The sequence below is a fragment of the Allobosea sp. R86505 genome (genome assembly GCF_042466375.1).
Taxonomy (GTDB): Bacteria; Pseudomonadota; Alphaproteobacteria; order Rhizobiales; family Beijerinckiaceae; genus Allobosea.
Map to the genome: position 1 here is coordinate 1,984,380 of NZ_JAXHPY010000001.1, position 19,175 is coordinate 2,003,554.

Below are 19,175 nucleotides of genomic sequence, written 5' to 3' on the forward strand. Positions count from 1 at the left end.
TTTGAATAGCTGCCTGCCAAGGTCGCTGATTGGCATGCCGCCGCACAACCGAAAGACGCCCATGCCCCGCACCATCGACTACTATTTCTCGCTGCATTCGCCCTGGACCTATCTTGGCCATGCGACCTTCCTCGAGATTGCGGCGCGGCACGACTGCCGGATCGTCTATCGGCCGGTGCCGCTGCGGGCGGTCTTCGACGAGACAGGCGGGTTGCCGCTGCCGAAGCGTCATCCGGTGCGCCAGCGCTACCGGCTGATGGATCTGCAGCGCTGGCGCGAGCGGCGCGGCGTGAAGCTCGTGCTGCAGCCGAAGCATTTTCCGTTCGACCCTTCGCCCGCCGACCGCTTCCTGATCGCGATCGTCGCGGCTGGCGGGGATCCAGGTCTCTTCATGGGAGAGGTCATGGCCGGTGTCTGGTCCCGCGACGAGGACATGACGCAGGCTGGTGCAGTCGCCCGGGTGGCCCAGTCCTGCGGCTTCGATGCGCAGGCATTGGCGCTCGCGGCCGAGAGCGAGGCGGTGGTCGGGACCTATGAGGGCACGATCGCGGCGGCGATCGCGGCCGGCGTCTTCGGCGCGCCGAGCTATGTGCTCGACGGCGAGGTGTTCTGGGGGCAGGACCGGCTCGAACTGCTCGACAGCGCGCTCGCCAGCGGCCGCGCGCCTTATCGACCGGACCCGGCCGCCTGATCGCCGGCGTCAGCCGACGATGTCGGGCGTGCGCCAGCCAAGATGCTGCCCGGCATCAACCGCGATCATCTGGCCGGTGACCGAACGGGCGCGGGCGAGGTAGAGCACGGCTTCCGCGATCTCGCTTGGGTCGATCCTGTGGCGAAGCAACGTGCCCGCGGCCTCCTGATCCATCGCTTCGGGACCATCATGGGGGTTGGGCAGGGTGGGGCCGGGTCCGACCGCGTTGACGCGGATACGCGGCGCGAGCGCCTGCGCCATCGTCGTGGTCGCCGTCAGAAGCGCGGCCTTGGTCAGGGTGTAGGAGTAGTATTGCGGCGTCAGCTTCCAGACGCGCTGGTCGATGATGTTGACGATGGCGCCCTCGCGTCCTTCCGGGAGCCGGTTCGCCAGCGCTCCGGCCAGCACCGAAGGCGCGCGCAGATTGATCGAGAACTGACGATTCCAGGTCGCCACGTCGATGGTCGTGACCTCGTCGACGAGGAAGCTGGAGGCGTTGTTGACGAGCAGCGTCACGGGGCCGAGCGCGGCCTCCGCTGCCGGCATCAGGGCGGCGACCGCATTGGGATCAACGAGATCGGCGACCAGAACCGCAGCGCGGCCACCATCCCCTATGATCCTCGCCGCCAGCGCATCGGCCTCGTCGCGCGCGCTGCCGCAATGGATCGCGACGGCATAGCCGTTCGCCGCGAGGCATTCGACGATGGCGCGGCCGATGCGGCGCGCGCCGCCCGTAACCAGTGCGACCTCAGCCATCTGGCCGCTCCCGTGCCTCTGGCGGAGTCTGCGTCTGTTGCTCGCCCGCGCGCCGCTGGAGCCGCCGCTCCCAGTGCTTCGCCACGCGCAGATAGCGATAGAAGGCGTAGTTCATCGCGGTCATGAAGCCGTAGACGCCGCGCAGGGCGTGGCGCCGCCCGATATAGGCCTTGATGAAATTGGCGGGGAATTCGACGGCGAGGCGAAACACCGAAAGCGACTGGCCTCGCCGATCGAGATCGTCGGCCTGGGCGTCGCTGTAGCTGTTGAGCTTGGTCATCTGCTCCCCGAGCGAACGCACGGAGTAGTGATGCACCGTGCCCTTCAGCCGGGCGACGCGAGCGCCGGGAAAAAGATCGACACGGTCGTGCACGGGGGAGGGGGAGTAGCGGCCCCTGTCCTTTCGGTAGAGCCGGACCGGGGCGAGCGCATAGGCGAAAGGATGCGGCGCCGGCTCGCCCGGAAAGATCTCCGCGATGCGAATCCTGTAGGCGTCGGCGGCCGGGCCTGAGCCTGTGAACAGGGCCGCGATCTCGGCGGCGAGATCGGGCGGGACGACTTCGTCGGCGTCGATGTTGAGCAGCCAGTCGTTCCGGCACTGATCCTCGGCGAAGCGCTTCTGCTGGCCGTATCCGGGCCAGCTGTTGAAGATCACGCGGGCGCCCAGGCGTGCGGCGATCTCCTGGGTGCCGTCCGTCGAGCCCGAATCGACCAGGACGATATCGTCGCTGAGGCTGCGCACCGCCTTGATCGTCCGCTCGATCCGGTCTGCCTCGTCGCGCGCGATGATGAAGATGGAGAGGAGCGGCACCCGGATTCCGTTCTGGCTGACTGGTTCGGCTTAAGCACGCGTCACCGGGAGCCGCAAGCACGGCGGCAAAAATTGTGGCGACATTGGGAACCCTGCGTGGCCGTCCGCGTTTCACGCACAAGGTTACGTGAGTGCTCACGAACTTGTTAGTATTCGATTCACCATTAGGCATGCTTTAACAGTCGTTAACGTGCGTTTATACAATCGCCGCAGTCATCCCATTCGTGCCGCAATTTCGCCGTGGTCTGTGAGGCAGATGTGCTTCCGACGCAACAGACAAAACCCCGAACAGGTCTTATAACCGGTTCATCGACATCACCCGCCGGGGCAACCGGCGAAGCGACGACTAGGAGTACCACCATGAAGAAGTTCCTGCTTTCGAGCGTTGCGGCGATCGGCCTCGTCGCTGCCGGCGCTGCCTCCGCCGCCGACCTGCCGTCCCGCAAGGGCCCGGTCGTCGCCCCGGTCTACGCCCCCGTCTTCACCTGGACCGGCTTCTACGTCGGTGCCAACGCTGGCTACGGCTTCGGCAATGTGAACGCCGGCACCTTCGCCCTGGCCCGCACGGTCTCGATCGGCGACGTCGACGGCTTCATCGGCGGTGGCCAGATCGGCTACAACTACCAGATCGGCCAGATCGTCCTCGGCGTCGAGGCCGACATCCAGGGCGCTGATCTGAAGGCCAGCAATGGCTTTGGTGACCGCATCAAGACCGAGTATTTCGGTACGGTTCGTGGCCGCGTCGGCTTCGCCTTCGACCGGTTCATGCCCTACATCACCGGTGGTTGGGCTTACGGCAACGTGAAGACCTCGATCGCTGGCCTCGGCTCCTCGGATAACAGCCACACCGGCGGCTACGCTGTCGGCGGCGGTCTCGAGTACGCCTTCACCAACAACTGGACCGCCAAGGTCGAGTACCTCTACGTCGACCTCGGCGAGAAGAGCGTGTTCAACTCGGGCGTGAAGGTCGGCACCGACTTCTCCGTCGTCCGCGCCGGCCTGAACTACAAGTTCTAGTCTGCTTCCCCTGACGGGGATCAAAAAGAACCCGGTGGCCTCGGCCACCGGGTTTTTTGTTGCCAACTGTTGCGAATGCCGCGGACGAGGCCAAGGCGCGCGGTCTTGTCGCGCCGGCAGCGGATTGCTGGCCGAGCGCGCAAGACGCCCCGGCCAGTTCTTCCGTCGATGATGGTTCGGCCCTGCCTCACCCCTTGAAGCGGGTGGCCTCGAACGAGGGGACCTTGGCGGCGAAGGTGTCGAGCCAGGCGACGAGCCGGGGATGATCCGCTCGCCAGTTGCCGGCGAAGCGCAGGTTGAGATAGCCGAGTGCGCAGGCCAGCGCCATCTCGCCAATACGCGGACGGTCGGGATAGCTGGGCGGGGCGGCTTCGAGCGCGGCGAGCGCGCGCGCGACCTTGCCGGCCTGGTTGGCGACCCAGGCAGCGTTGCGGCCCTCTTCCGGGCGGAAGCGGGTTTCATAGACCTGGAGCAGCGCGGCATCGCAGAGGCCGTCGGCCAGGGCCTGAAGGCGCAACTGGGCGAATCGCGCCTCGCCGGCCGGGATCAGCCGGTCGCCGCCAGCGAGATGGTCGAGATAGTCGACGATGACGCGCGAATCGAACAGCGTCATGCCGTCTTCCAGCACCAACGTCGGAATCTTGCCGAGCGGGTTCTGCTGGCGCAGCGGCTCGGCCGGGTCGTTGGTGTCTGCGACGACGATCTCGATGCGGTCGCGCAGCCCGAGTTCGGCGGCGGCCATCTTGACCTTGCGGCCGAAGGGGGAGGCGGGGGAGGAACGGAGAACGAGCATCGGCAAGGCCTCGGAAATGCTGGCGTGTCAGCCGTCCGGACGGATCGGCTCGCATAGATAGCGCGGCTGCGGCCCCTGGGCGAGGCGTTCCGTCAGGGCCGGCAGCAGGATGCGCGCCTCCTCGGCGAGCCGCCAGGGCGGGTTGACGATCAGCATCCCGGTGGCACTCAAGCCGCCGGCGGCATCGGGGCGGTCAACGTCGATCTCCAACCGCAGCAGACGGCCGATGCCGGCCTGGTTGATCCCCGCCAGCAGATTGGCCACGGCGAGTTTGTCCTTGACCGGGTACCAGAGTGCATAGATGCCCGTCGGCCATTTGCGATGGGCGGCGGTCAGCTCGGCCTCTAGTGTGGCGAACTCGTCCTTTTCTTCGAAGGGCGGGTCGATCAGCACCAGCCCGCGCCGCTCCTTGGGCGGGACGTTGCCGCGCAGGGCGTTCCAGCCGTCGATCGCCAGCGCCTTGCAGCGCTCGTCGCGGCTGATCGCCTGGACCAGCTTCTTGTGGGTCGGCGGGTGGAGTTCGGCTGCGATCAGCCGGTCATCGGGGCGCATCGCATGGCGGCATAGCCAGGGAGAGCCCGGATAGGCTTCGGGTCCATAAAGCGCGCGGGCACCCGACACGGCATCGCGCCAGGGCTTCAGAAGCGCTTCGACGGCCGGCGCCAGCGGCGAGCGGTCGATTCGCGCGACGCCGTCCTTCCATTCATGGGTCCGCAGCGCTTCGTCCGAGCCGAGGTCGTAGCGCCCGGCGCCGGCATGGGTGTCGACGACGCGGTAGGGCGTCTCCTTGGCGTTCAGATGCGTGAGGACGCGCATCAGCACGACATGCTTGAGGACGTCGGCGAAATTGCCGGCATGGAAGCCGTGGCGGTAATTCATGCCGCGCTCATACGCGGCTTTGCGGCCGCTGTCAGCGCGGCGCCGGCACGGTGATGTCGCGCGTGCGGCAGCCGGAGCGATCGACCTCCTGGCACATGCGGAAATTCCGCAGATCCTTGCTCAAGCAGATCCGAACCTCCTGCAGCACGCCACGTCGGCACGCGACCGACATCATGTCGGTGCGCAGGCCCGGATTGGCGTCGACGAAGGCGCGCTCGATGTCGATCGCGGTCCAGTTCTGCTCGCGCCCGGCCCTGGCCAGGGCCGGAGGAATCGCGATCTTCTCGCGCGCCCGGCGCGTATCGGCGAAATAGTCGGTCGGGCTGGAGCCGGAGCAGGTGCCGTGCTTGCGCCACTGGTGGCGGGCGAGCCCCTCGCTCGGAAACAGCCCCTTCGCCTGGTCGAGCGCGATGCGCGAGGGCGTGCGGCCGGACGGGCCGCATTCACTGGGATAGCCGCGCTCGTTCTGCGGCCAGAGGCCGTGCACGACGAAGCCAAGGCCTGCCCCCTCGGCGCATTGCTCGCGGTTGCGATCGCGGCCGCCGTCGAGTTCGCAGAAGCCCGGCGACCAGGATAGGGCGAGGACATAGAAGTCGAAATCGCCCGGTTGGCCGCCCCGGTCGTTACGCGGCTGCGCCACGGCCTCGCCGAGCAGGCCCGCCAGCAACGGCAGCGCGAGTGCGAATCGCAGGAGGTTCATCGGCGGCGATGCCGGTTCAGGGCCGCGCCATCTTGCAGTCGGGCGCGTAGCTGCGATGCCGGTCGAGCCCGCTGACGCACCAGTTGACGTTCCAGGTCCAGCCGAACAGGCCGAGATTTTCGCGCACCGAGTAATCGACGCGATGCAGCGTCCCGTTGTTGAGGGCCATCCGGCCGGTGCAGAAGCGGCGGGGAATGAAATCGTCGCCGAGCGGCCGGAAGCCGATCGGCCTGATCCGGTCATAGGCCACGGCCTGAAGCGGGCCCCAGAACTTGGCCTCGCGCGAGTTGAACCAGCTGGTGATCTCGCCGAGAACCGCCGGATCGTCGCAGGCGGGCAGCGCACCGGTCAGCGGGACGGTGCGGTTTTCGGCGCGGTCGGCCGGATGGACCATGCGGCGGCCCGAGGCCTCGGCCGAGGCGGCGGCCGTCAGGACGGCGAGGGATGCGAGGGCGGTTCGCAGCAGGGCGCGGCGCATGGAGGTCAGCCTCGTCGAGGGGCGGAAATGATGGCGCACGATGGCGGGGGCCGTTGGCAGGGTCAAGGCGCCGGCGCCTGGGCGGGCCATCCCGGCGCGGGCTGTGGCTTTTCGATCCGTCGCCGGATGCGGGGGAATGGCCGACGCGCGGCCGGGCCGCTGGCCTGAGCGTCCCGGATCGGGGACAGTGGCGGCGAGACCGATCAGGAGGATGCGATGACGACGGACGGCAACTCCGAGGAGACGATCATCGCCGAGCCCGGCGCGCTGCGGGCTCATATGGGGCCGGTCAATCCGCTGGCCGAACGCAAGGTGCTCGACCGGCTCGACGGGCATTGCCGCGACTTCATCGCGCTCTCACCCTTCCTCGTGCTGGCGACCTCGGACGGCGAGGGGCGGGCGGATGCCAGCCCGCGCGGAGATGCGCCGGGCTTCGTCGAGGTGGTGGACGAGCGGACGCTGTTCATTCCCGACCGGCGCGGCAACAACGGGGTCGACAGCTTCGGCAATGTACTGGCCTCGCCGGGCGTCGGGCTGATCTTCATGGTGCCGGGCATCGCCGAGACGTTGCGGGTCAACGGCCGCGCGCGGCTGACCCGCGACGCGGCGCTGCTGGAACCCGCGACCGTGCAGGAGCGGACGCCGACGCTCGGCCTGTTGGTCGCCGTCGAGGAGGCCTTCTTCCATTGCGGCAAGGCGCTGATCCGCTCGAAACTCTGGGATCCGGCGAGCCGGTTCGAACGCAGCCGCTTCCCCTCGCTCGGCCGGATCATGGCGGAGCAGACGAAGGCCGTCGGCGTCGCGGAGGCGGAGGCCAATCTCGAAGAGGCCTACCGGACGCGGCTGTACTGAGAGATGGCTGCGCCGTCATTCTCGGGCGGAGCGAAGCGCAGACCCGAGAAGCTCTGGCCGGATGAGGCGCTGGAGCCCCTTCGTCCCGAGATGGCCGGGTCAAGCCCGGCCATGACGCCGTGTCCTCAGAACGAGGCCTCCAGCATCGCGGCGTAGTCCGCCGCCGTCGCCGCGCGCGGGTTGGTCGCGCTCGAATGGTCCTTGGTCGCGGCCTCGGCGATGGCGGGAATGACACCATGCGGCAGGCCCATAGCGGAGAGGCTACCGGGCATGCCGAGGCGGGCGACGAGAGCCGCGATCCAGTCGGCGAGGTCGGTTTCGGCGGGCAGGCCGAGCACCCTGCGGATCTCGGCATATTTCGCCTGGGCGTCGGGCGCGTTGAAGCGCAGCACGGCGGGCAGCAGCACGGCATTGAGCGTGCCGTGATGCAGCGAGACCTCCTTCAGCCCGCCGAGCGGGTGGGACAGCGCGTGCACGGCGCCCAGCCCCTTCTGGAAGGTCAGGCCGCCCTGGAGCGCGGCCATCATCATCTCCTTGCGGGCCTCGCGGTCGCTCCCGTCCTTCACCGCGCGCTCGATGAAGCCGATGGCGCGCTTGAGCCCGTCCAGCGCGATCGCCTCGGCCGGCGGATTCTCGCGCGGGCTGAGATACGTCTCGATGCAGTGGGTGACGGCGTCCATTCCGGTGGCGGCCGTGAGCCAGGCCGGCAGGCCGAGCGTCAGTTCGGGGTCGCAGATCGCCAGGCGCGGGATCAGATGCGGCGAGATGAAGCCGAGCTTGCGGCCGTCCTTCAGGGTGATCAGCGCCGCGCGGCCGACCTCGCTGCCGGTGCCCGAGGTCGTGGGAATGGCGATCACGGGGGCGACGGCCGCGGTGACCTTCGGAATGCCGCCGAGGATCGCGGCATAGGTCTCGAGCGGACCGGCATGGGTGGCCAGCAGCGCGACCCCCTTGGCGAGGTCGATCGGCGAGCCGCCGCCGATGGCGACGAGCCCGTCGCAAGCGTGCTGCCGGTAAAGCTCGAGCGCGGCCTCGACGGCCTCCTCCGTCGGGTTGGTCGGCGTGCCGTCGAAGACGGGGGCGCCGGCGAGCGCGGGGGCCAGCGCCTGCACCTTCGCGACGAGGCCGGCCGCGACGATGCCCTTGTCGGCGATGATCAGCGGCTTGCCGACGCCGAGCCCGGCCAGATCGGCCGCGATGCCGTCGATTTCGCCAAAGCCGAACTTGACGGAGGTGAGGTAGGTGATCAGGGCCATCTGAGGATCCTTCGCCGTTCGCGTGAAGACAGGGTGCTCGGTCAGGGCGTATCGAGCACGGGTCGGGCCGGGCTCGCCCGGCGTTCGAGAAGCATGAGCGCAAGCCCGGCGGCCACGATCAGGGCTGCGCCCGCCAGCATCGCGGGCGTCGGCCAGTCGTCGAAGACGAGCCAGCCGAAGATCAGCGCCCAGACGATCAGCGTATACTGATAGGGCGCCACCACCGAGGCTTCCGCCAGCTTGAGGGAGCGCGTGACGCACAGATGCGCGACCATGGCGACGATGCCGAGCAGGCTCAGCAGCACGAAGTCGCGCGGCGTCGGCGGGACCCAGCCGAAGGGCAGGAGCGCCAGGCCGATGAGCAGCGTGCCGAAGGTCTGCAGGCCGACGAGCGTGACGTCGGGCGTCTCGCGCAGATAGCGGCCGGCGATCATCAGGAGCGCGAAGAGGATGCTGCCGAGCACGGCGATCAGTGCCGGCCAGCTCAGGCTCGCGCCCGTCGGGTTGAGCGCCACCACGACACCGACGAAGCCGATCGCCACGGCGAGCCAGCGCGGCAGATCGACCTTCTCGCCGAGCAGCAGGGCCGCGAAGACGACGGCCCAGACCGGAGCCGCCATCCAGATCGTCATGGTGTCGGCGAGCGGCAGATAGACCACCGCCGCGTAGAACAGCGCCGATTTGCTGGCGCCGAGGGCGACACGCAGGAGCTGGAGCCGGGGCCTGGGCGGGCGAAGCGTGCGCATCAGGCCCTGCCTGACGATGAAGGGGGCAAGGACGACGAGGGCGGCCGCGCTGCGCAGCAGCAGCACCTGCCCGACCGTATAGGTCGCGACCAGCCATTTCCCCATCACGTCGTTCAGGGAGAACATCAGGATGCCCAGCAGCATCATGCCGATTCCGGCGAGGGTGGCGTTGCGGGTGGGCATGCGGAACGGTTCGCCTGGCGGAGGATCGATCTGGAGTGCATCGCTTTGACGGAGCGCGTCGCGATGGGCAAGCGCCCGCCTCGCAGGCGAGGCAGACGCAAAGCACCGCACAATAATTTTGTCTTGACTTAATTAAGTAATGACGGAATCATCGACCCATGGACGCCTTCACCGCGCTCGCCGACCCCACCCGCCGCCGCATCGTCGAGATGCTCGCGGAGGGTGAACTCTCGGCCGGGGAGATCGGGGAGCGATTCACGATGTCGGCACCGGCGATCTCGCAGCACCTCAAGGCGCTGCGCGAGGCCGGGCTGGTCCGGGTCACGGTCGCAGGCCAGCGGCGCATCTATGCGCTGGATCCAGACGGCATCGACGGCTTCGAGCAATGGGTACGGCGCGTGCGCGCCTTCTGGCCCGACAGGCTGGCGGCTCTCGAGGCCGCGCTACGAAAGCCCGATCCGGGCGAGGAGGCGTGATGCAGACGCAGGTACAGCAGGCGGACAAGAAGACCTATGGCGAGGTGCTGGAGAGCGGGGCGGTGCGCTTCGAGCGCCTGCTGCCGGGGCCGATCGAGCGGGTCTGGGCCTATCTGGTCGAAGACGAGAAGCGCGCGACCTGGTTCTGCGGTGGCGAGACGGAGTCGCGGGCCGGCGGCAGGATCGACCTGTTCTTCAAGCATTCCCGCATCACGCAGGAGGCGCCACCCGAGAGCGCCCGCAAGATGAACGACGAGGGCGCCCTGATGAGCGGCACCGTCACCGTCTATGAGCCTCCGCACCGTCTGGCCTTCAACTGGGTCGGGATGGGCGACCCCGATTCCGATGTCGAGATCGCGCTGACACCGGTGGGCGAGGAGGTCCGGCTCGTGCTGATCCACCGCAGGCTGGCGACGAAGCACCGCATGGCGATGGTCTCCAGCGGCTGGCACCTGCATCTCGGCCTGCTCGAGGATCAACTGGTCGGCCGGGCGCCAGGACCGTTCTGGTCGGTGCATGAGCCGCTGATGGCGGCGTATGCGGAGATGCAGAAGGACGTGGCGGTCTAGGTGACCTGCGGGCGGGCGCTGCTCAGCCAGCGGCCCGCATCGTCTCTGGGTCCTGAGAAGCGACCTCGCCCGGGCCGCCGGCCCCCAGCGCCAGCATGGTGCGCAGCAGTGCGGTCTGCAGGGCGGTGACGTCGGCGTCACGGCCGGAGCGGAGAGCGGCTTCGGCGGCTCGTGCGTCCGCCTCGAACGCGCGGAAACCGAGCGTGCCGGCGACGCCCTTCAGGGTGTGCAGCTCGCGCAGGGCGACATCGGTTTCGCCTGTCTGCACCGCCCGGGCCGCCTCGGCCGTCGAGCGGGTCGCATCGGGCCAGAACTGGCGCGTCAGCTCGTCGAGCAGATCGGTCCCGATCTCGCGGGCCAGCGCGCCCCGGATGCCATGGTCGACGAGGGCCTGTCCGTCGTCGGCCGGGGCGGGGTCCACATGCCCCGGGGCAGGGGCGCGCGCAACGGTCCGCCCGCCCTCCGGCAGCCATTTGGCGAGAATGCCCGTCATCTTCGCGCGGTTGATCGGCTTGGCGACGAAATCGCTCATGCCGGCGGCCAGGCAGGCCTCCCGGTCGCTGGCGAAGGCATTGGCGGTGAGGCCGACGATCGGCAGATCGCGCAACCCTTGCTCGCGGATGGCGCGGGTGGCTTCGAGGCCGCTCATCAGCGGCATCTGCATGTCCATCAGGATGAGATCATAGGCCGTGGCGCCCGCCAGATGGGCGGCGATCCGGCCGTCCGGTGCGTGATCGACCTCGAGTCCGAGGCGCTGCAGCAATTCGCTGGCGACGGCGAAGTTGATCGGGTTGTCTTCGGCGACGAGCACGCGGCCGACGAAACGATCCGGCGTGACGGTTGGCGGAGCGAGCTCCGAAGCTGGCTGCGGCTTGGAGACAGGCCCGACGGGCAGTGTGAACCAGAAGCGCGTGCCGCGCTCCTCGCGCGAGGACACGCCGATCTCGCCTCCCAGCGAGCCGATCAGCCGCCGGCAGATCGCCAGACCCAGACCGGTGCCGCCGAAGCGGCGGTTGATGGTGACGTCGAGCTGGCTGAAATCCTGGAACAGGCGCTCGCGTGCCTCTTCGGGGATGCCGATGCCGGTATCCTCGACTTCGACGCGCAGCCGGTTGCCGGCTTCGATGCTGCACACCAACCTGACCCAGCCGGTGTCGGTGAACTTCACGGCGTTGCCGACGAGGTTGAACAGAAGCTGGCGCAGGCGTGTCGGATCCGTCGTGATCATTGCGGGCGGGTGCTGGACATGCAGTACGATGCCTTTGTCCTCGGCGCGCCGGCCCATCACATTGGCGACGGTGGAACAGACCTCGGCGAGGTCGAAGGACTTGATCTCGAAATCGACCGCGCCGGATTCGAGCTTGGAATAGTCGAGGATGTCGTCGATCAGCGCCAGCAGCGTGTCGCTGCAATCACCGATGACGGCGAGCCTTTCGCGCTGGGCCGAGGTCATGGCCGAATCCCGCATGATGTCGACCATGCCGATGATGCCGTTCAGCGGCGTGCGGATCTCGTGGCTCATCGTCGCGAGGAAGATCGACTTGGCGCGGGCGCCGGCCTCGGCGCGCTCGGCCGCCTCGGCGTTCTCGATGCTGAGCCGCTCGAAACGGCGCCGGGCGATGCGGATATGGTAGAGCTGGACGCCGAGATAGACCACGATCAGCGCGAGCGAGCCGATCAGGGCCGTCATGGCGTGGCCGAGCTGCTCATAGGCCGCGGTCAGCTCACCGCGGTCCTGCACCCGGATGCGCGACTGCGCGAGATTGGTGACGTTGAGAAGTCGTTCGGTGAGTTGCGCCAGAGGCGCGAGCTCGCCCAGCAAGGCCAGGATTGGCTGCGTCGGTGGGCTGGAACTCTCCAGCGCATCGACCAGGGGCGCTATCCGCAGGATGCGCTCGCGCGCGTCCTGTGCCAGCGTGATGATGTCGGGGTCCTGTCCGAACTTCTTCCGGTAATGGTCGCTCGTGAGCACCGTGGTCCGGCTGTAGAGGATATCGTAGCGCAGCGTGACGTCGGCACGCAGTTTCGCGCTGAACCCGTCCTTCAGGTCGCGCACAACGGTGCCGAGTTTCTTGACCTCGCGATCCAGCTGATAGGCCGCCCAGACGACGTCCTCGCGGACGCTCTCCTCGGTCGCCCGGTGGCGGGTGCCGAGCGCCGAGAAGGTCGCCATGACGACGGCGCCGAGCAGTAGACTGACCCCCAGCAGAGCCAGTATCCCGAAATTGTTCAGCCGGTTCGGGTTGGGGCGTCTCTCCATGCCGGTGCGCTTTGATCCTGCCTGTGTTTCAGCGCACTTCGATCGTTTTGACCTGCCAGGCCGAACGGCCGAAATAGAGTTCGTTGTAGAGCGAGGAGTCTTCGTCGAAGGGGTAGATCACGAAGATCGGCCCCTTCTCGCGCACCGAGATCGGCTTGCCGTTGATCTTGGTGGCGAGGATCACCGGCCATTTGCGGAGATCGGCGAGCGGAATCTCGACGGCATAGTCGTTGAGCGCCGTCACCTTGAGGACGGTGCCGCTCGCGCCGACCAGGTCCAGCAGCGCCGCGCCGAGCGGCCCCTCGAACTGCGTCTTCTGCGGATACCACGGCGTGCTCGCCGTGGTCGTGCGCCTGGGCAGGGCCTCCAGCATGGCGGCGTCGAAGGTGGCACCCTCGGGCGCGTTGCGGTTGGCGATCTTGCCGGAGACGGTGAGGATCACCGGCCCCTTGGGGGCGGCGATCTCGGCGGCGGCGGCCCAACCGGCCAAGCCGAGCCAGGCGATGCAGAGGAAGGCGAAGCGGGTCAGCATGATGGGGGCTCCTGCCGATGATTGCGGGGTCAGCTGGCGAGCGCGATGGCGGGCGTCAGCGGGTCCGATGTGGCGTTGATCAAAGCGAGAATCTCGCTCCAGCGGGCTTCGAAGGCGGCGACGCAGGCGGGGTCGAAATGGCGGCCGGACCCCGCGAGGATGAACTGGCGGGCATCTTCCGGCGGCCGGCCGGGCCGGTAGATTCGGTTGGCGCAGAGGGCCTCGAACACATCCGCCACGGCGGCGATGCGCCCCTCGATAGGGATTTGCTTTCCGGCCAGCCCGCGCGGATAGCCCTTGCCGTCCCAGCGCTCGTGATGGGTGGATGCTATGCGCTCGGCGCAGCGCATCAGCGCGGATCGTCCATCGGCGAGGATAGCCTCCCCGATGGTGACATGGGTGCGCATCACCGCCATCTCCTCGTCGGTGAGGCGGCCCGGTTTCTGCAGGATGAAGTCGGGAATGCCGATCTTGCCGACATCGTGCATCGGGGCGGCGGCATGGATGGTTTCGCACTGCTCCGCGTCGAGGCCGAGCCCCTCGGCGATGATCCGGCACAGCGCCGCCATGCGCGCCACATGGTCGCCGGTGTGGCCGTCGCGGCAGTCGATCGCCCGCGAAAGCCGCCGCGCCATGTCGCGCTGGCTCTCGATCAGATCCTGCGTCGCCTGGCGGACCTCCTTGGCCAGCCAGGCCGCCTTGTCGCGCATCGCCGTCTGGGCCTCGCGCAGGCCGAGCAGGTTCTGGACGCGCACGCGCAGTTCGACGGGCTCGATCGGCTTGCGCAGGAAATCGGTCGCGCCCGCATCGAGGGCGGCGATCCGCGTCTCGCGCTGCTCGGTGGTGGTGACCATGACGATGGGCTGGTCGTGATGGTTGGGCAGCTGCCGCAGCGCGCGGATGAAGCTGACACCGTCCATCTCCGGCATCAGGTAGTCGACCAGCACGAGGTCGAATTCGATGCTCCCTGCCGCCTCGAGCGCGTCGAGCGGGTTGGAGAAGACGGAGATGTGGTGGCCGCCGATGTTGTTCACGACGCCGCGCAACACCGTCAGATAGGTGCGGTTGTCGTCGACGATCATGATCTTCATATGTCTGCCCCCGAGCGCGCGATCGGTCGCCACACGGACCCCGGCTCCGATCAGGCCGCGGGTCGCCGGCCGGTAGGCTTCGTGACGGGCGGCTCCCAAAAGATCACTCTGCCACCTGTTTGATCGGTGCTAGCGCCATCGGTTTAAAATTGTCTCAATTCAAATGTAGAAAGCTTCGACTTTTCCGCAAAAGAGCGAGCCCATGGATGTTATTCCAACGGGAAGCCGTTTTCGGCTGCTGTTCTGCTTGATGTCGTGGCATCTGCCTTTACGTCAAATGTCGACGCGCTTCCTTACAGTCGTTTCGCCGCTCCGACTGCAGGATGCGCAGGACTTGATCCCGTGACGTGTCATTTCATCTTGCGGATTCAGGCGTAAACAGGCATCGGGACGAGCCTGAACTCCGGACACTTCATGCCGATCTCGCAAGCCCTTTTCCGGCGCACCAACCTGCTGATCCTGCTGGCGGGCATCGCGGCCCTCATCGCGATCGTCGCCGGTTCGCTCTGGCTGACCCTGGCTTCCGAGCGCTCCTTCGCGCAGGTGGTCGAGACTCGCGAGGTGCGCAGTGCCTCGGCCGATCTCATGTCTCTGGTGCAGGACGCCGAGACGGGCCAGCGCGGTTACCTGCTGACGCGGGATTCGGCCTATCTCGCTCCCTATGTCGATGCCGTGGCGCGTTATCAGGAGCTCTTCCGGAGGCTGAGCCAGGCTGTCTCGGACGAGCCTGACATGATGCCCGACGTGGAGCGGCTGCGCGCGGCGATCGATGCCAAGATGGCGGAGGTGACCGACAGCGTGCGGGCGGCTCAACGCGGCGATTTCGAAGCCGCGCTCGCGATCGTGCTCAACGGCCGTGGCAAGACTCTGATGGACGAGGCGAGGGCCGGCTTCGCCAGCATCCTCGAACGGTCCGAGACACGGCTCCTGGAAGCCATCTCGACCCAGGAGACGGCAGCCTCACGCCTGCGCTGGGGCACCATCCTCGGGGCCATGGTGATCCTCGGGCTCGCCGCCGCCGCCGCCTGGACGATCCTGGGCTATACCAACGAGATCGTCGGAGCGCGGCGCGAGCTCGAGGGGCTCAACGCCGGTCTCGAGGAGCGCGTGCGCGAACGCACCGACGCGCTGGTCAAGGCCAATCAGGAAATCCAGCGCTTCGCCTATATCGTCACGCATGATTTGCGCGCGCCTCTGGTCAACATCATGGGCTTCACCAGCGAGCTGGAGGAAACCCTCAAGCCGATCGAGGCCTATCTCGACGCCGAGGAGGACAAGGCCGCTGGGTTGAAGGCCGATGCCGAGACCGCGCTGAAGACCGACGCGCCCGAGGCGCTGGACTTCATCCGCTCCTCGACGCGGAAGATGGACGGGCTGATCAACGCCATTCTCAAGATCTCGCGCGAGGGCAGCCGGGCGCTGAAGCCCGAGCGGGTCATGCTGGATGCGCTGCTGGAGGCGGCCGCGGCGGCCGTGCACCATCAGGCCAGCGAGACGGGCGGCGGCATCGCCATCGAGGCGAAGATCGACCGCATCGTCAGCGACCGCTTCTCGCTCGACCAGATCATCGGCAACCTGCTCGACAACGCCATCAAGTATCGCGCGCCCGACCGGCCCCTGCAGATCGTCGCGCGCACGCTCATCCCGCAGCCGGGCTGGGTCGCGATCGAGATCGAGGACAATGGCCGCGGCATCGCGGCTGGCGACCATGAGCGGATTTTCGAGCTGTTCCGCCGGTCGGGAACACAAAATACACCCGGCGAGGGGATCGGGCTTGCGCATGTGCGCACGCTCGTGCGCAACCTCGGCGGAGACATCACCGTCCGGTCGGAGTTCGGCGTGGGAACGACCTTCACGGTCCTGCTGCCGGCCGATCTGCGGAGCGTGAAGCGGAGCCACCAGCCATGACCCATGCGAAACCCGTGTCGATCGTGATGATCGAGGATGACGAAGGCCACGCGCGGCTGATCGAAAAGAACATCCGGCGCGCCGGTGTTAACAACGAGATCATCCCCTTCACCAACGGCACCGAGGCGCTGGCCTATCTGTTCGGCCCCGATGGCTCGGGCATGGTCAGCTCCGGGCGCCAGCTCCTGATCCTGCTCGACCTCAACCTGCCGGACATGGGCGGCGTCGACATCCTCGAGAAGGTCAAGGCCAACGCCCACACCAAGCGCTCGCCCGTGGTCGTGCTCACCACCACCGACGACAGCCGCGAAATCCAGCGCTGCTACGATCTCGGCGCCAATGTCTACATCACCAAGCCGGTCAACTATGACGGCTTCGCCAATGCGATCCGACAGCTCGGGCTGTTTTTCTCGGTCATGCAGGTGCCGGAAACCCCGTGACTGCGGCCCGTGACCCGTCGATGTCCCCTCGGCAACTGACCGTCCTGTATATCGATGACGACCCGGCGCTGGGCCGGCTCGTGCAGCGCATCCTCGCGCGCAAGGGCTATGCGGTCGAGCATGTCGGCCATGCCGAAGCGGGGCTGGCGCGCATCAGGGCGGGCGGCGTCGACGCGGTGATCCTCAACCACGACCTCGGGACCAGTCTCGGGCTCAACCTCCTCGCGCAACTCGCCGAGGTTGAGGGGGCGCCGCCGGTGGTCTACGTCACGGCCTCGTCGGAACTCGCCATCGCGGTGCAGGGGCTCAAGGCCGGTGCGGTCGACTACGTCGTCAAAACGATCGGCGAGGATTTCGAGATTCTCCTGACCGCGGCGCTGGAGCAGTCGGTCGAGCGGGCCCGGCTGATGCGGGCCAAGGAAGAGGCCGAGCGCGAGGTCCGGGCGGCGCGCGACCGGGCCATCGTGCTGCTGGCGGAGGTCAACCATCGCGTCGCCAACAGCCTGTCGCTGGTCTCCTCGCTGGTGCGGATGCAGGCCTCGTCGGTGCAGGATGCCGGCGCCCGGGCGGCGCTGGCCGAGACGCAGGCGCGCATCACCGCGATCGGCAATCTCCATCGCAGCCTCTACACCTCCGACGACGTGCGGACGGTCGATCTCGCGGCCTATCTCGACACGCTGGTGCGGGAACTCGGGCATTCGATGTCGTCGGCCGGGCGGACGCCCGACGTCCGTTTCGAGGCGGTGCCGATCCAGATGAAGCCGGACAGGGCCGTCTCGATCGGGATGATCGTGACGGAACTCGTCACCAATGCGATCAAATACGCCTATCCCGAGGGAACCGGGGAGATCAGGGTGTCCCTTGCGCGGGAGAGCGATGGCTCGACCATCCTCGTGGTCGCCGATGACGGGGTCGGCTGGTCCGGACAGGGGCGGGCGACGGGCACCGGTCTCGGCGGCAAGATCGTCGGCGCGATGGCGCGAAGCCTCGGGACGGGGATCGAATACGCGCAGCAGCCGCGCGGCACGCGCGTGACGATGCGCATCGCGGAGGAAGAGGCGGCGGCCTGAGCCGTCAGCGGGTCAAAGGCTCGCGGCGGCGCGGGCGGCTTGGTCGTACTGGCCCGACAGCGAGCGCATCGCGGCGGCGATCTCGGAGAGCCGCTTCGGGTCGAGCCCGGTCGAGAGCACCGACTTCACCAGCAATTGCTCGCGGATCTGGGCGTAGCGCCGGCAGGCCTCCTCGCCGGCGGGCGTGACCGTGACCGTCTTTTCCTTGCCCTTGCGGCCGGATTTCAGAAGCTTCAAACGCTCCAGCTTCTTCAAAGCGTAGTTCACCAGATGCGTGTCCTCGATGTTGAGGACGAGGCAGATATCCGCCAGGCGCTTGGGTTTGGCGCGGTGGTTGACGTTGTGCAGCACCAGCACGTCGAGCGGCGACAGGTCGGGCACGCCAGATGCCGCGACGCAGCGCACCATCCAACGCTGGAACGCATGCACCGTCATGTTCATCGCGAATTCGAATTCCGACAGCGCCGGCATCGCGCCCGCGGCCAGATGGCCGGAGGAGACGATCGGGCCGAGTTCGTCGGGCGGGGGCTTGAGTTCTGGCATGATTGAAGAGCCCGTCATTCTCGGGCGGCGCAGGAGCGCCGACCCGAGAAACCCCTGCAGGAGAGGGTCGGGGCAAGCCCGACCCTGACGTGGTTCGTCACATCTTCTTGTAGGCGTCGACGATCGCCTGGCCGTCGGCGCCGGCCTTCTTCAGCCAGTCGGCGGTCAGCGTGTCGCCGGCCTTTTTGAAGCCGGCGGCGAGCGCGGGGCTCGGCGCCTGGACCTTCATGCCCTTGGCCTTGAGCTGGTCGAGATACCAGCCGGCCTTCTCCTCCCACATCTTCCAGCCGCGCGCCTCGGCGGTCACGGCGGCCTTGAGGATCGCCTCCTGCGTCGCCTTGTCGAGGCCGTTGAAAGCGGCCTTGTTGACGAAGGTGGCGTTCTTCGGGATCCAGGCCTGGGTATCGTAGAAATGGGTCAGCGACTCCCAGACCTTGGAGTCATAGCCGGTGCCGCCCGAGGACATGAAGGAGTTGACGACACCGGTCGCCAGCGCCTGCGGCAATTCCGCGGCCTGGATGGTGACGGACTGCATGCCGAGCAGGTCGCCGAGACGCGATGTGCCGACATTGTAGGAGCGCCACTTGAGGCCCTTCATGTCGTCGATCGTGTTGATCTCCTTCTTGGTGTAGACGCCCTGCGGCGCCCAGGGGACCATGAACAGGAGCTTGATGCCCTGGGCATCGAGCTTCTTCTCCACGGCGGCCTTGGAGGCGGCATAGAGCTTCTTGGCCTCCGGGAAGGAGGTTGCCAGGAAGGGCACCACGTCGATGCCGAAGATCGGGTCCTCGTTCTCGTGGATCGAGATCAGGACCTCGCCCATCTGGGCCTGGCCGCTCTGGACGGCGCGCTTGATCTCGGGCGCCTTGAACAGCGAGGCGCCGGGATGGACGGTGATGGCGAGCTTGCCACCGGTCGCGGCTTCGACCTCCTTGCCGAACTGGATCAGGTTCACGCTGTGCGGGTTGTCGACCGGATAGGCGGCCGGGAGGTTCCATTTGGTCTGCGCCGCGGCGGGCGCGGCGAAGGCGAGCGCGCTGACGCCGAAGGCGAAGGCGGCGGCCGTGAAGATCCTGCGGTTGGTCATGGTGTCATTCCCTCTCTTTTTGCTTGGTTGCCTAAAC

The 19,175-nt window shown here is 67.6% G+C and carries 21 protein-coding genes; 8 read left to right on the forward strand and 13 right to left on the reverse strand.

Features of this window, described 5'->3' with window-relative positions; all coding sequences use genetic code 11:
- The first annotated feature begins 61 nt into the window (after positions 1–61).
- Positions 62–691 carry a 2-hydroxychromene-2-carboxylate isomerase gene (locus SJY11_RS09530; RefSeq protein ID WP_376986345.1) on the forward strand — a complete coding sequence of 210 codons (630 nt, stop codon included), beginning with the start codon at positions 62–64 and terminating at the stop codon, positions 689–691.
- Positions 692–700: 9 nt separating this feature from the next.
- Here SJY11_RS09530 and SJY11_RS09535 read toward each other — a convergent pair whose 3' ends face one another.
- Positions 701–1,447, reverse strand: a complete 747-nt coding sequence (locus SJY11_RS09535; protein WP_376986346.1) for an SDR family oxidoreductase — start codon at positions 1,445–1,447, stop codon at positions 701–703.
- Positions 1,440–2,258, reverse strand: coding sequence for a glycosyltransferase family 2 protein (locus SJY11_RS09540; RefSeq protein WP_376986347.1), 819 nt, complete (start codon positions 2,256–2,258; stop codon positions 1,440–1,442). Before SJY11_RS09540 ends, SJY11_RS09535 begins: the two co-directional genes overlap by 8 nt.
- Positions 2,259–2,618: 360 nt before the next feature.
- On the opposite strand from SJY11_RS09540, the gene SJY11_RS09545 reads away from it, so the two are divergent.
- Positions 2,619–3,275 carry an outer membrane protein gene (locus SJY11_RS09545; RefSeq protein WP_376986348.1) on the forward strand — a complete coding sequence of 219 codons (657 nt, stop codon included), beginning with the start codon at positions 2,619–2,621 and terminating at the stop codon, positions 3,273–3,275.
- A gap of 187 nt (positions 3,276–3,462) precedes the next feature.
- On the opposite strand, the gene SJY11_RS09550 is transcribed toward SJY11_RS09545, so the two are convergent.
- From SJY11_RS09550 to SJY11_RS09565, 4 genes are read right to left on the reverse strand one after another with little or no spacing between them, the layout of a single operon-like run.
- Positions 3,463–4,068, reverse strand: a complete 606-nt coding sequence (locus SJY11_RS09550) for a glutathione S-transferase family protein (RefSeq protein ID WP_376986349.1) — start codon at positions 4,066–4,068, stop codon at positions 3,463–3,465.
- Between the two features lie 27 nt (positions 4,069–4,095).
- A complete protein-coding gene (locus SJY11_RS09555; protein WP_376986350.1) occupies positions 4,096–4,947 on the reverse strand; it encodes a 23S rRNA (adenine(2030)-N(6))-methyltransferase RlmJ in 852 nt (283 codons plus the stop codon).
- 31 nt (positions 4,948–4,978) lie between these two features.
- The gene (locus SJY11_RS09560) at positions 4,979–5,647 is read right to left on the reverse strand and encodes a ribonuclease T2 family protein (protein ID WP_376986351.1); all 669 of its coding nucleotides are present in this window, start codon (positions 5,645–5,647) and stop codon (positions 4,979–4,981) included.
- A gap of 16 nt (positions 5,648–5,663) precedes the next feature.
- The gene (locus SJY11_RS09565) at positions 5,664–6,191 is read right to left on the reverse strand and encodes a hypothetical protein (protein ID WP_376986352.1); all 528 of its coding nucleotides are present in this window, start codon (positions 6,189–6,191) and stop codon (positions 5,664–5,666) included.
- Between the two features lie 150 nt (positions 6,192–6,341).
- Here SJY11_RS09565 and SJY11_RS09570 point away from each other — a divergent pair, with 150 nt between their 5' ends.
- Positions 6,342–6,977 (forward strand): pyridoxamine 5'-phosphate oxidase family protein, encoded by a 636-nt coding sequence (locus SJY11_RS09570; protein ID WP_376986353.1) that lies wholly within the window; start codon positions 6,342–6,344, stop codon positions 6,975–6,977.
- A 125-nt stretch (positions 6,978–7,102) separates the two neighbouring features.
- On the opposite strand, the gene SJY11_RS09575 is transcribed toward SJY11_RS09570, so the two are convergent.
- On the reverse strand, positions 7,103–8,233 hold the full coding sequence (locus SJY11_RS09575) for an iron-containing alcohol dehydrogenase (RefSeq protein ID WP_376986354.1): 1,131 nt from the start codon (positions 8,231–8,233) through the stop codon (positions 7,103–7,105).
- A gap of 41 nt (positions 8,234–8,274) precedes the next feature.
- Entirely contained in the window at positions 8,275–9,162 is an 888-nt protein-coding gene (locus SJY11_RS09580; RefSeq protein ID WP_376986355.1) for a DMT family transporter, read from the reverse strand.
- Between the two features lie 158 nt (positions 9,163–9,320).
- Here SJY11_RS09580 and SJY11_RS09585 point away from each other — a divergent pair, with 158 nt between their 5' ends.
- Together SJY11_RS09585 and SJY11_RS09590 are read left to right on the forward strand one after the other, a co-directional pair.
- A complete protein-coding gene (locus SJY11_RS09585) occupies positions 9,321–9,638 on the forward strand; it encodes a metalloregulator ArsR/SmtB family transcription factor (RefSeq protein WP_376986356.1) in 318 nt (105 codons plus the stop codon).
- Positions 9,638–10,207: an SRPBCC family protein gene (locus tag SJY11_RS09590; RefSeq protein WP_376986357.1), complete on the forward strand. Its 570-nt coding sequence runs from the start codon at positions 9,638–9,640 to the stop codon at positions 10,205–10,207. Before SJY11_RS09585 ends, SJY11_RS09590 begins: the two co-directional genes overlap by 1 nt.
- A gap of 22 nt (positions 10,208–10,229) precedes the next feature.
- Here SJY11_RS09590 and SJY11_RS09595 read toward each other — a convergent pair whose 3' ends face one another.
- The 3 genes from SJY11_RS09595 to SJY11_RS09605 are packed head-to-tail and all read right to left on the reverse strand — an operon-like array spanning position 10,230 to position 14,090.
- Positions 10,230–12,467, reverse strand: coding sequence for a hybrid sensor histidine kinase/response regulator (locus SJY11_RS09595; protein ID WP_376986358.1), 2,238 nt, complete (start codon positions 12,465–12,467; stop codon positions 10,230–10,232).
- A gap of 28 nt (positions 12,468–12,495) precedes the next feature.
- The gene (locus SJY11_RS09600; RefSeq protein WP_376986360.1) at positions 12,496–12,999 is read right to left on the reverse strand and encodes a putative pterin-binding protein; all 504 of its coding nucleotides are present in this window, start codon (positions 12,997–12,999) and stop codon (positions 12,496–12,498) included.
- 29 nt (positions 13,000–13,028) lie between these two features.
- A complete protein-coding gene (locus SJY11_RS09605) occupies positions 13,029–14,090 on the reverse strand; it encodes an HD domain-containing phosphohydrolase (protein ID WP_376986361.1) in 1,062 nt (353 codons plus the stop codon).
- Between the two features lie 414 nt (positions 14,091–14,504).
- Between SJY11_RS09605 and SJY11_RS09610 the strand changes: the two genes are divergently transcribed.
- The 3 genes from SJY11_RS09610 to SJY11_RS09620 are packed head-to-tail and all read left to right on the forward strand — an operon-like array spanning position 14,505 to position 17,508.
- Entirely contained in the window at positions 14,505–15,998 is a 1,494-nt protein-coding gene (locus tag SJY11_RS09610) for a sensor histidine kinase (RefSeq protein WP_376986363.1), read from the forward strand.
- Positions 15,995–16,438 (forward strand): response regulator, encoded by a 444-nt coding sequence (locus SJY11_RS09615; protein WP_326906161.1) that lies wholly within the window; start codon positions 15,995–15,997, stop codon positions 16,436–16,438. The genes SJY11_RS09610 and SJY11_RS09615 overlap by 4 nt, the downstream gene beginning before the upstream one ends.
- Positions 16,439–16,458: 20 nt before the next feature.
- Complete coding sequence (locus tag SJY11_RS09620) at positions 16,459–17,508, forward strand: sensor histidine kinase (RefSeq protein ID WP_376986364.1); 1,050 nt, start codon at positions 16,459–16,461, stop codon at positions 17,506–17,508.
- A 12-nt stretch (positions 17,509–17,520) separates the two neighbouring features.
- Here the strand turns inward: SJY11_RS09620 and SJY11_RS09625 are convergent, their stop codons facing one another.
- Together SJY11_RS09625 and SJY11_RS09630 are read right to left on the reverse strand one after the other, a co-directional pair.
- Positions 17,521–18,051 carry a winged helix DNA-binding protein gene (locus SJY11_RS09625; RefSeq protein ID WP_376986365.1) on the reverse strand — a complete coding sequence of 177 codons (531 nt, stop codon included), beginning with the start codon at positions 18,049–18,051 and terminating at the stop codon, positions 17,521–17,523.
- Positions 18,052–18,148: 97 nt separating this feature from the next.
- Positions 18,149–19,138, reverse strand: coding sequence for a TRAP transporter substrate-binding protein (locus SJY11_RS09630; RefSeq protein ID WP_376986366.1), 990 nt, complete (start codon positions 19,136–19,138; stop codon positions 18,149–18,151).
- Positions 19,139–19,175: the final 37 nt, after the last annotated feature.

Coding starts and splice junctions, on each gene's coding strand:
- SJY11_RS09530 (WP_376986345.1), top strand. CDS start 62: ATGCCCCGCACCATCGACTACTATTTCTCGCTGCATTCGCCCTGGACC.
- SJY11_RS09535 (WP_376986346.1), bottom strand. CDS start 1,447: ATGGCTGAGGTCGCACTGGTTACGGGCGGCGCGCGCCGCATCGGCCGC.
- SJY11_RS09545 (WP_376986348.1), top strand. CDS start 2,619: ATGAAGAAGTTCCTGCTTTCGAGCGTTGCGGCGATCGGCCTCGTCGCT.
- SJY11_RS09550 (WP_376986349.1), bottom strand. CDS start 4,068: ATGCTCGTTCTCCGTTCCTCCCCCGCCTCCCCCTTCGGCCGCAAGGTC.
- SJY11_RS09555 (WP_376986350.1), bottom strand. CDS start 4,947: ATGAATTACCGCCACGGCTTCCATGCCGGCAATTTCGCCGACGTCCTC.
- SJY11_RS09560 (WP_376986351.1), bottom strand. CDS start 5,647: ATGAACCTCCTGCGATTCGCACTCGCGCTGCCGTTGCTGGCGGGCCTG.
- SJY11_RS09570 (WP_376986353.1), top strand. CDS start 6,342: ATGACGACGGACGGCAACTCCGAGGAGACGATCATCGCCGAGCCCGGC.
- SJY11_RS09575 (WP_376986354.1), bottom strand. CDS start 8,233: ATGGCCCTGATCACCTACCTCACCTCCGTCAAGTTCGGCTTTGGCGAA.
- SJY11_RS09580 (WP_376986355.1), bottom strand. CDS start 9,162: ATGCCCACCCGCAACGCCACCCTCGCCGGAATCGGCATGATGCTGCTG.
- SJY11_RS09585 (WP_376986356.1), top strand. CDS start 9,321: ATGGACGCCTTCACCGCGCTCGCCGACCCCACCCGCCGCCGCATCGTC.
- SJY11_RS09590 (WP_376986357.1), top strand. CDS start 9,638: ATGCAGACGCAGGTACAGCAGGCGGACAAGAAGACCTATGGCGAGGTG.
- SJY11_RS09595 (WP_376986358.1), bottom strand. CDS start 12,467: ATGGAGAGACGCCCCAACCCGAACCGGCTGAACAATTTCGGGATACTG.
- SJY11_RS09600 (WP_376986360.1), bottom strand. CDS start 12,999: ATGCTGACCCGCTTCGCCTTCCTCTGCATCGCCTGGCTCGGCTTGGCC.
- SJY11_RS09605 (WP_376986361.1), bottom strand. CDS start 14,090: ATGAAGATCATGATCGTCGACGACAACCGCACCTATCTGACGGTGTTG.
- SJY11_RS09610 (WP_376986363.1), top strand. CDS start 14,505: ATGCCGATCTCGCAAGCCCTTTTCCGGCGCACCAACCTGCTGATCCTG.
- SJY11_RS09615 (WP_326906161.1), top strand. CDS start 15,995: ATGACCCATGCGAAACCCGTGTCGATCGTGATGATCGAGGATGACGAA.
- SJY11_RS09620 (WP_376986364.1), top strand. CDS start 16,459: ATGTCCCCTCGGCAACTGACCGTCCTGTATATCGATGACGACCCGGCG.
- SJY11_RS09625 (WP_376986365.1), bottom strand. CDS start 18,051: ATGCCAGAACTCAAGCCCCCGCCCGACGAACTCGGCCCGATCGTCTCC.
- SJY11_RS09630 (WP_376986366.1), bottom strand. CDS start 19,138: ATGACCAACCGCAGGATCTTCACGGCCGCCGCCTTCGCCTTCGGCGTC.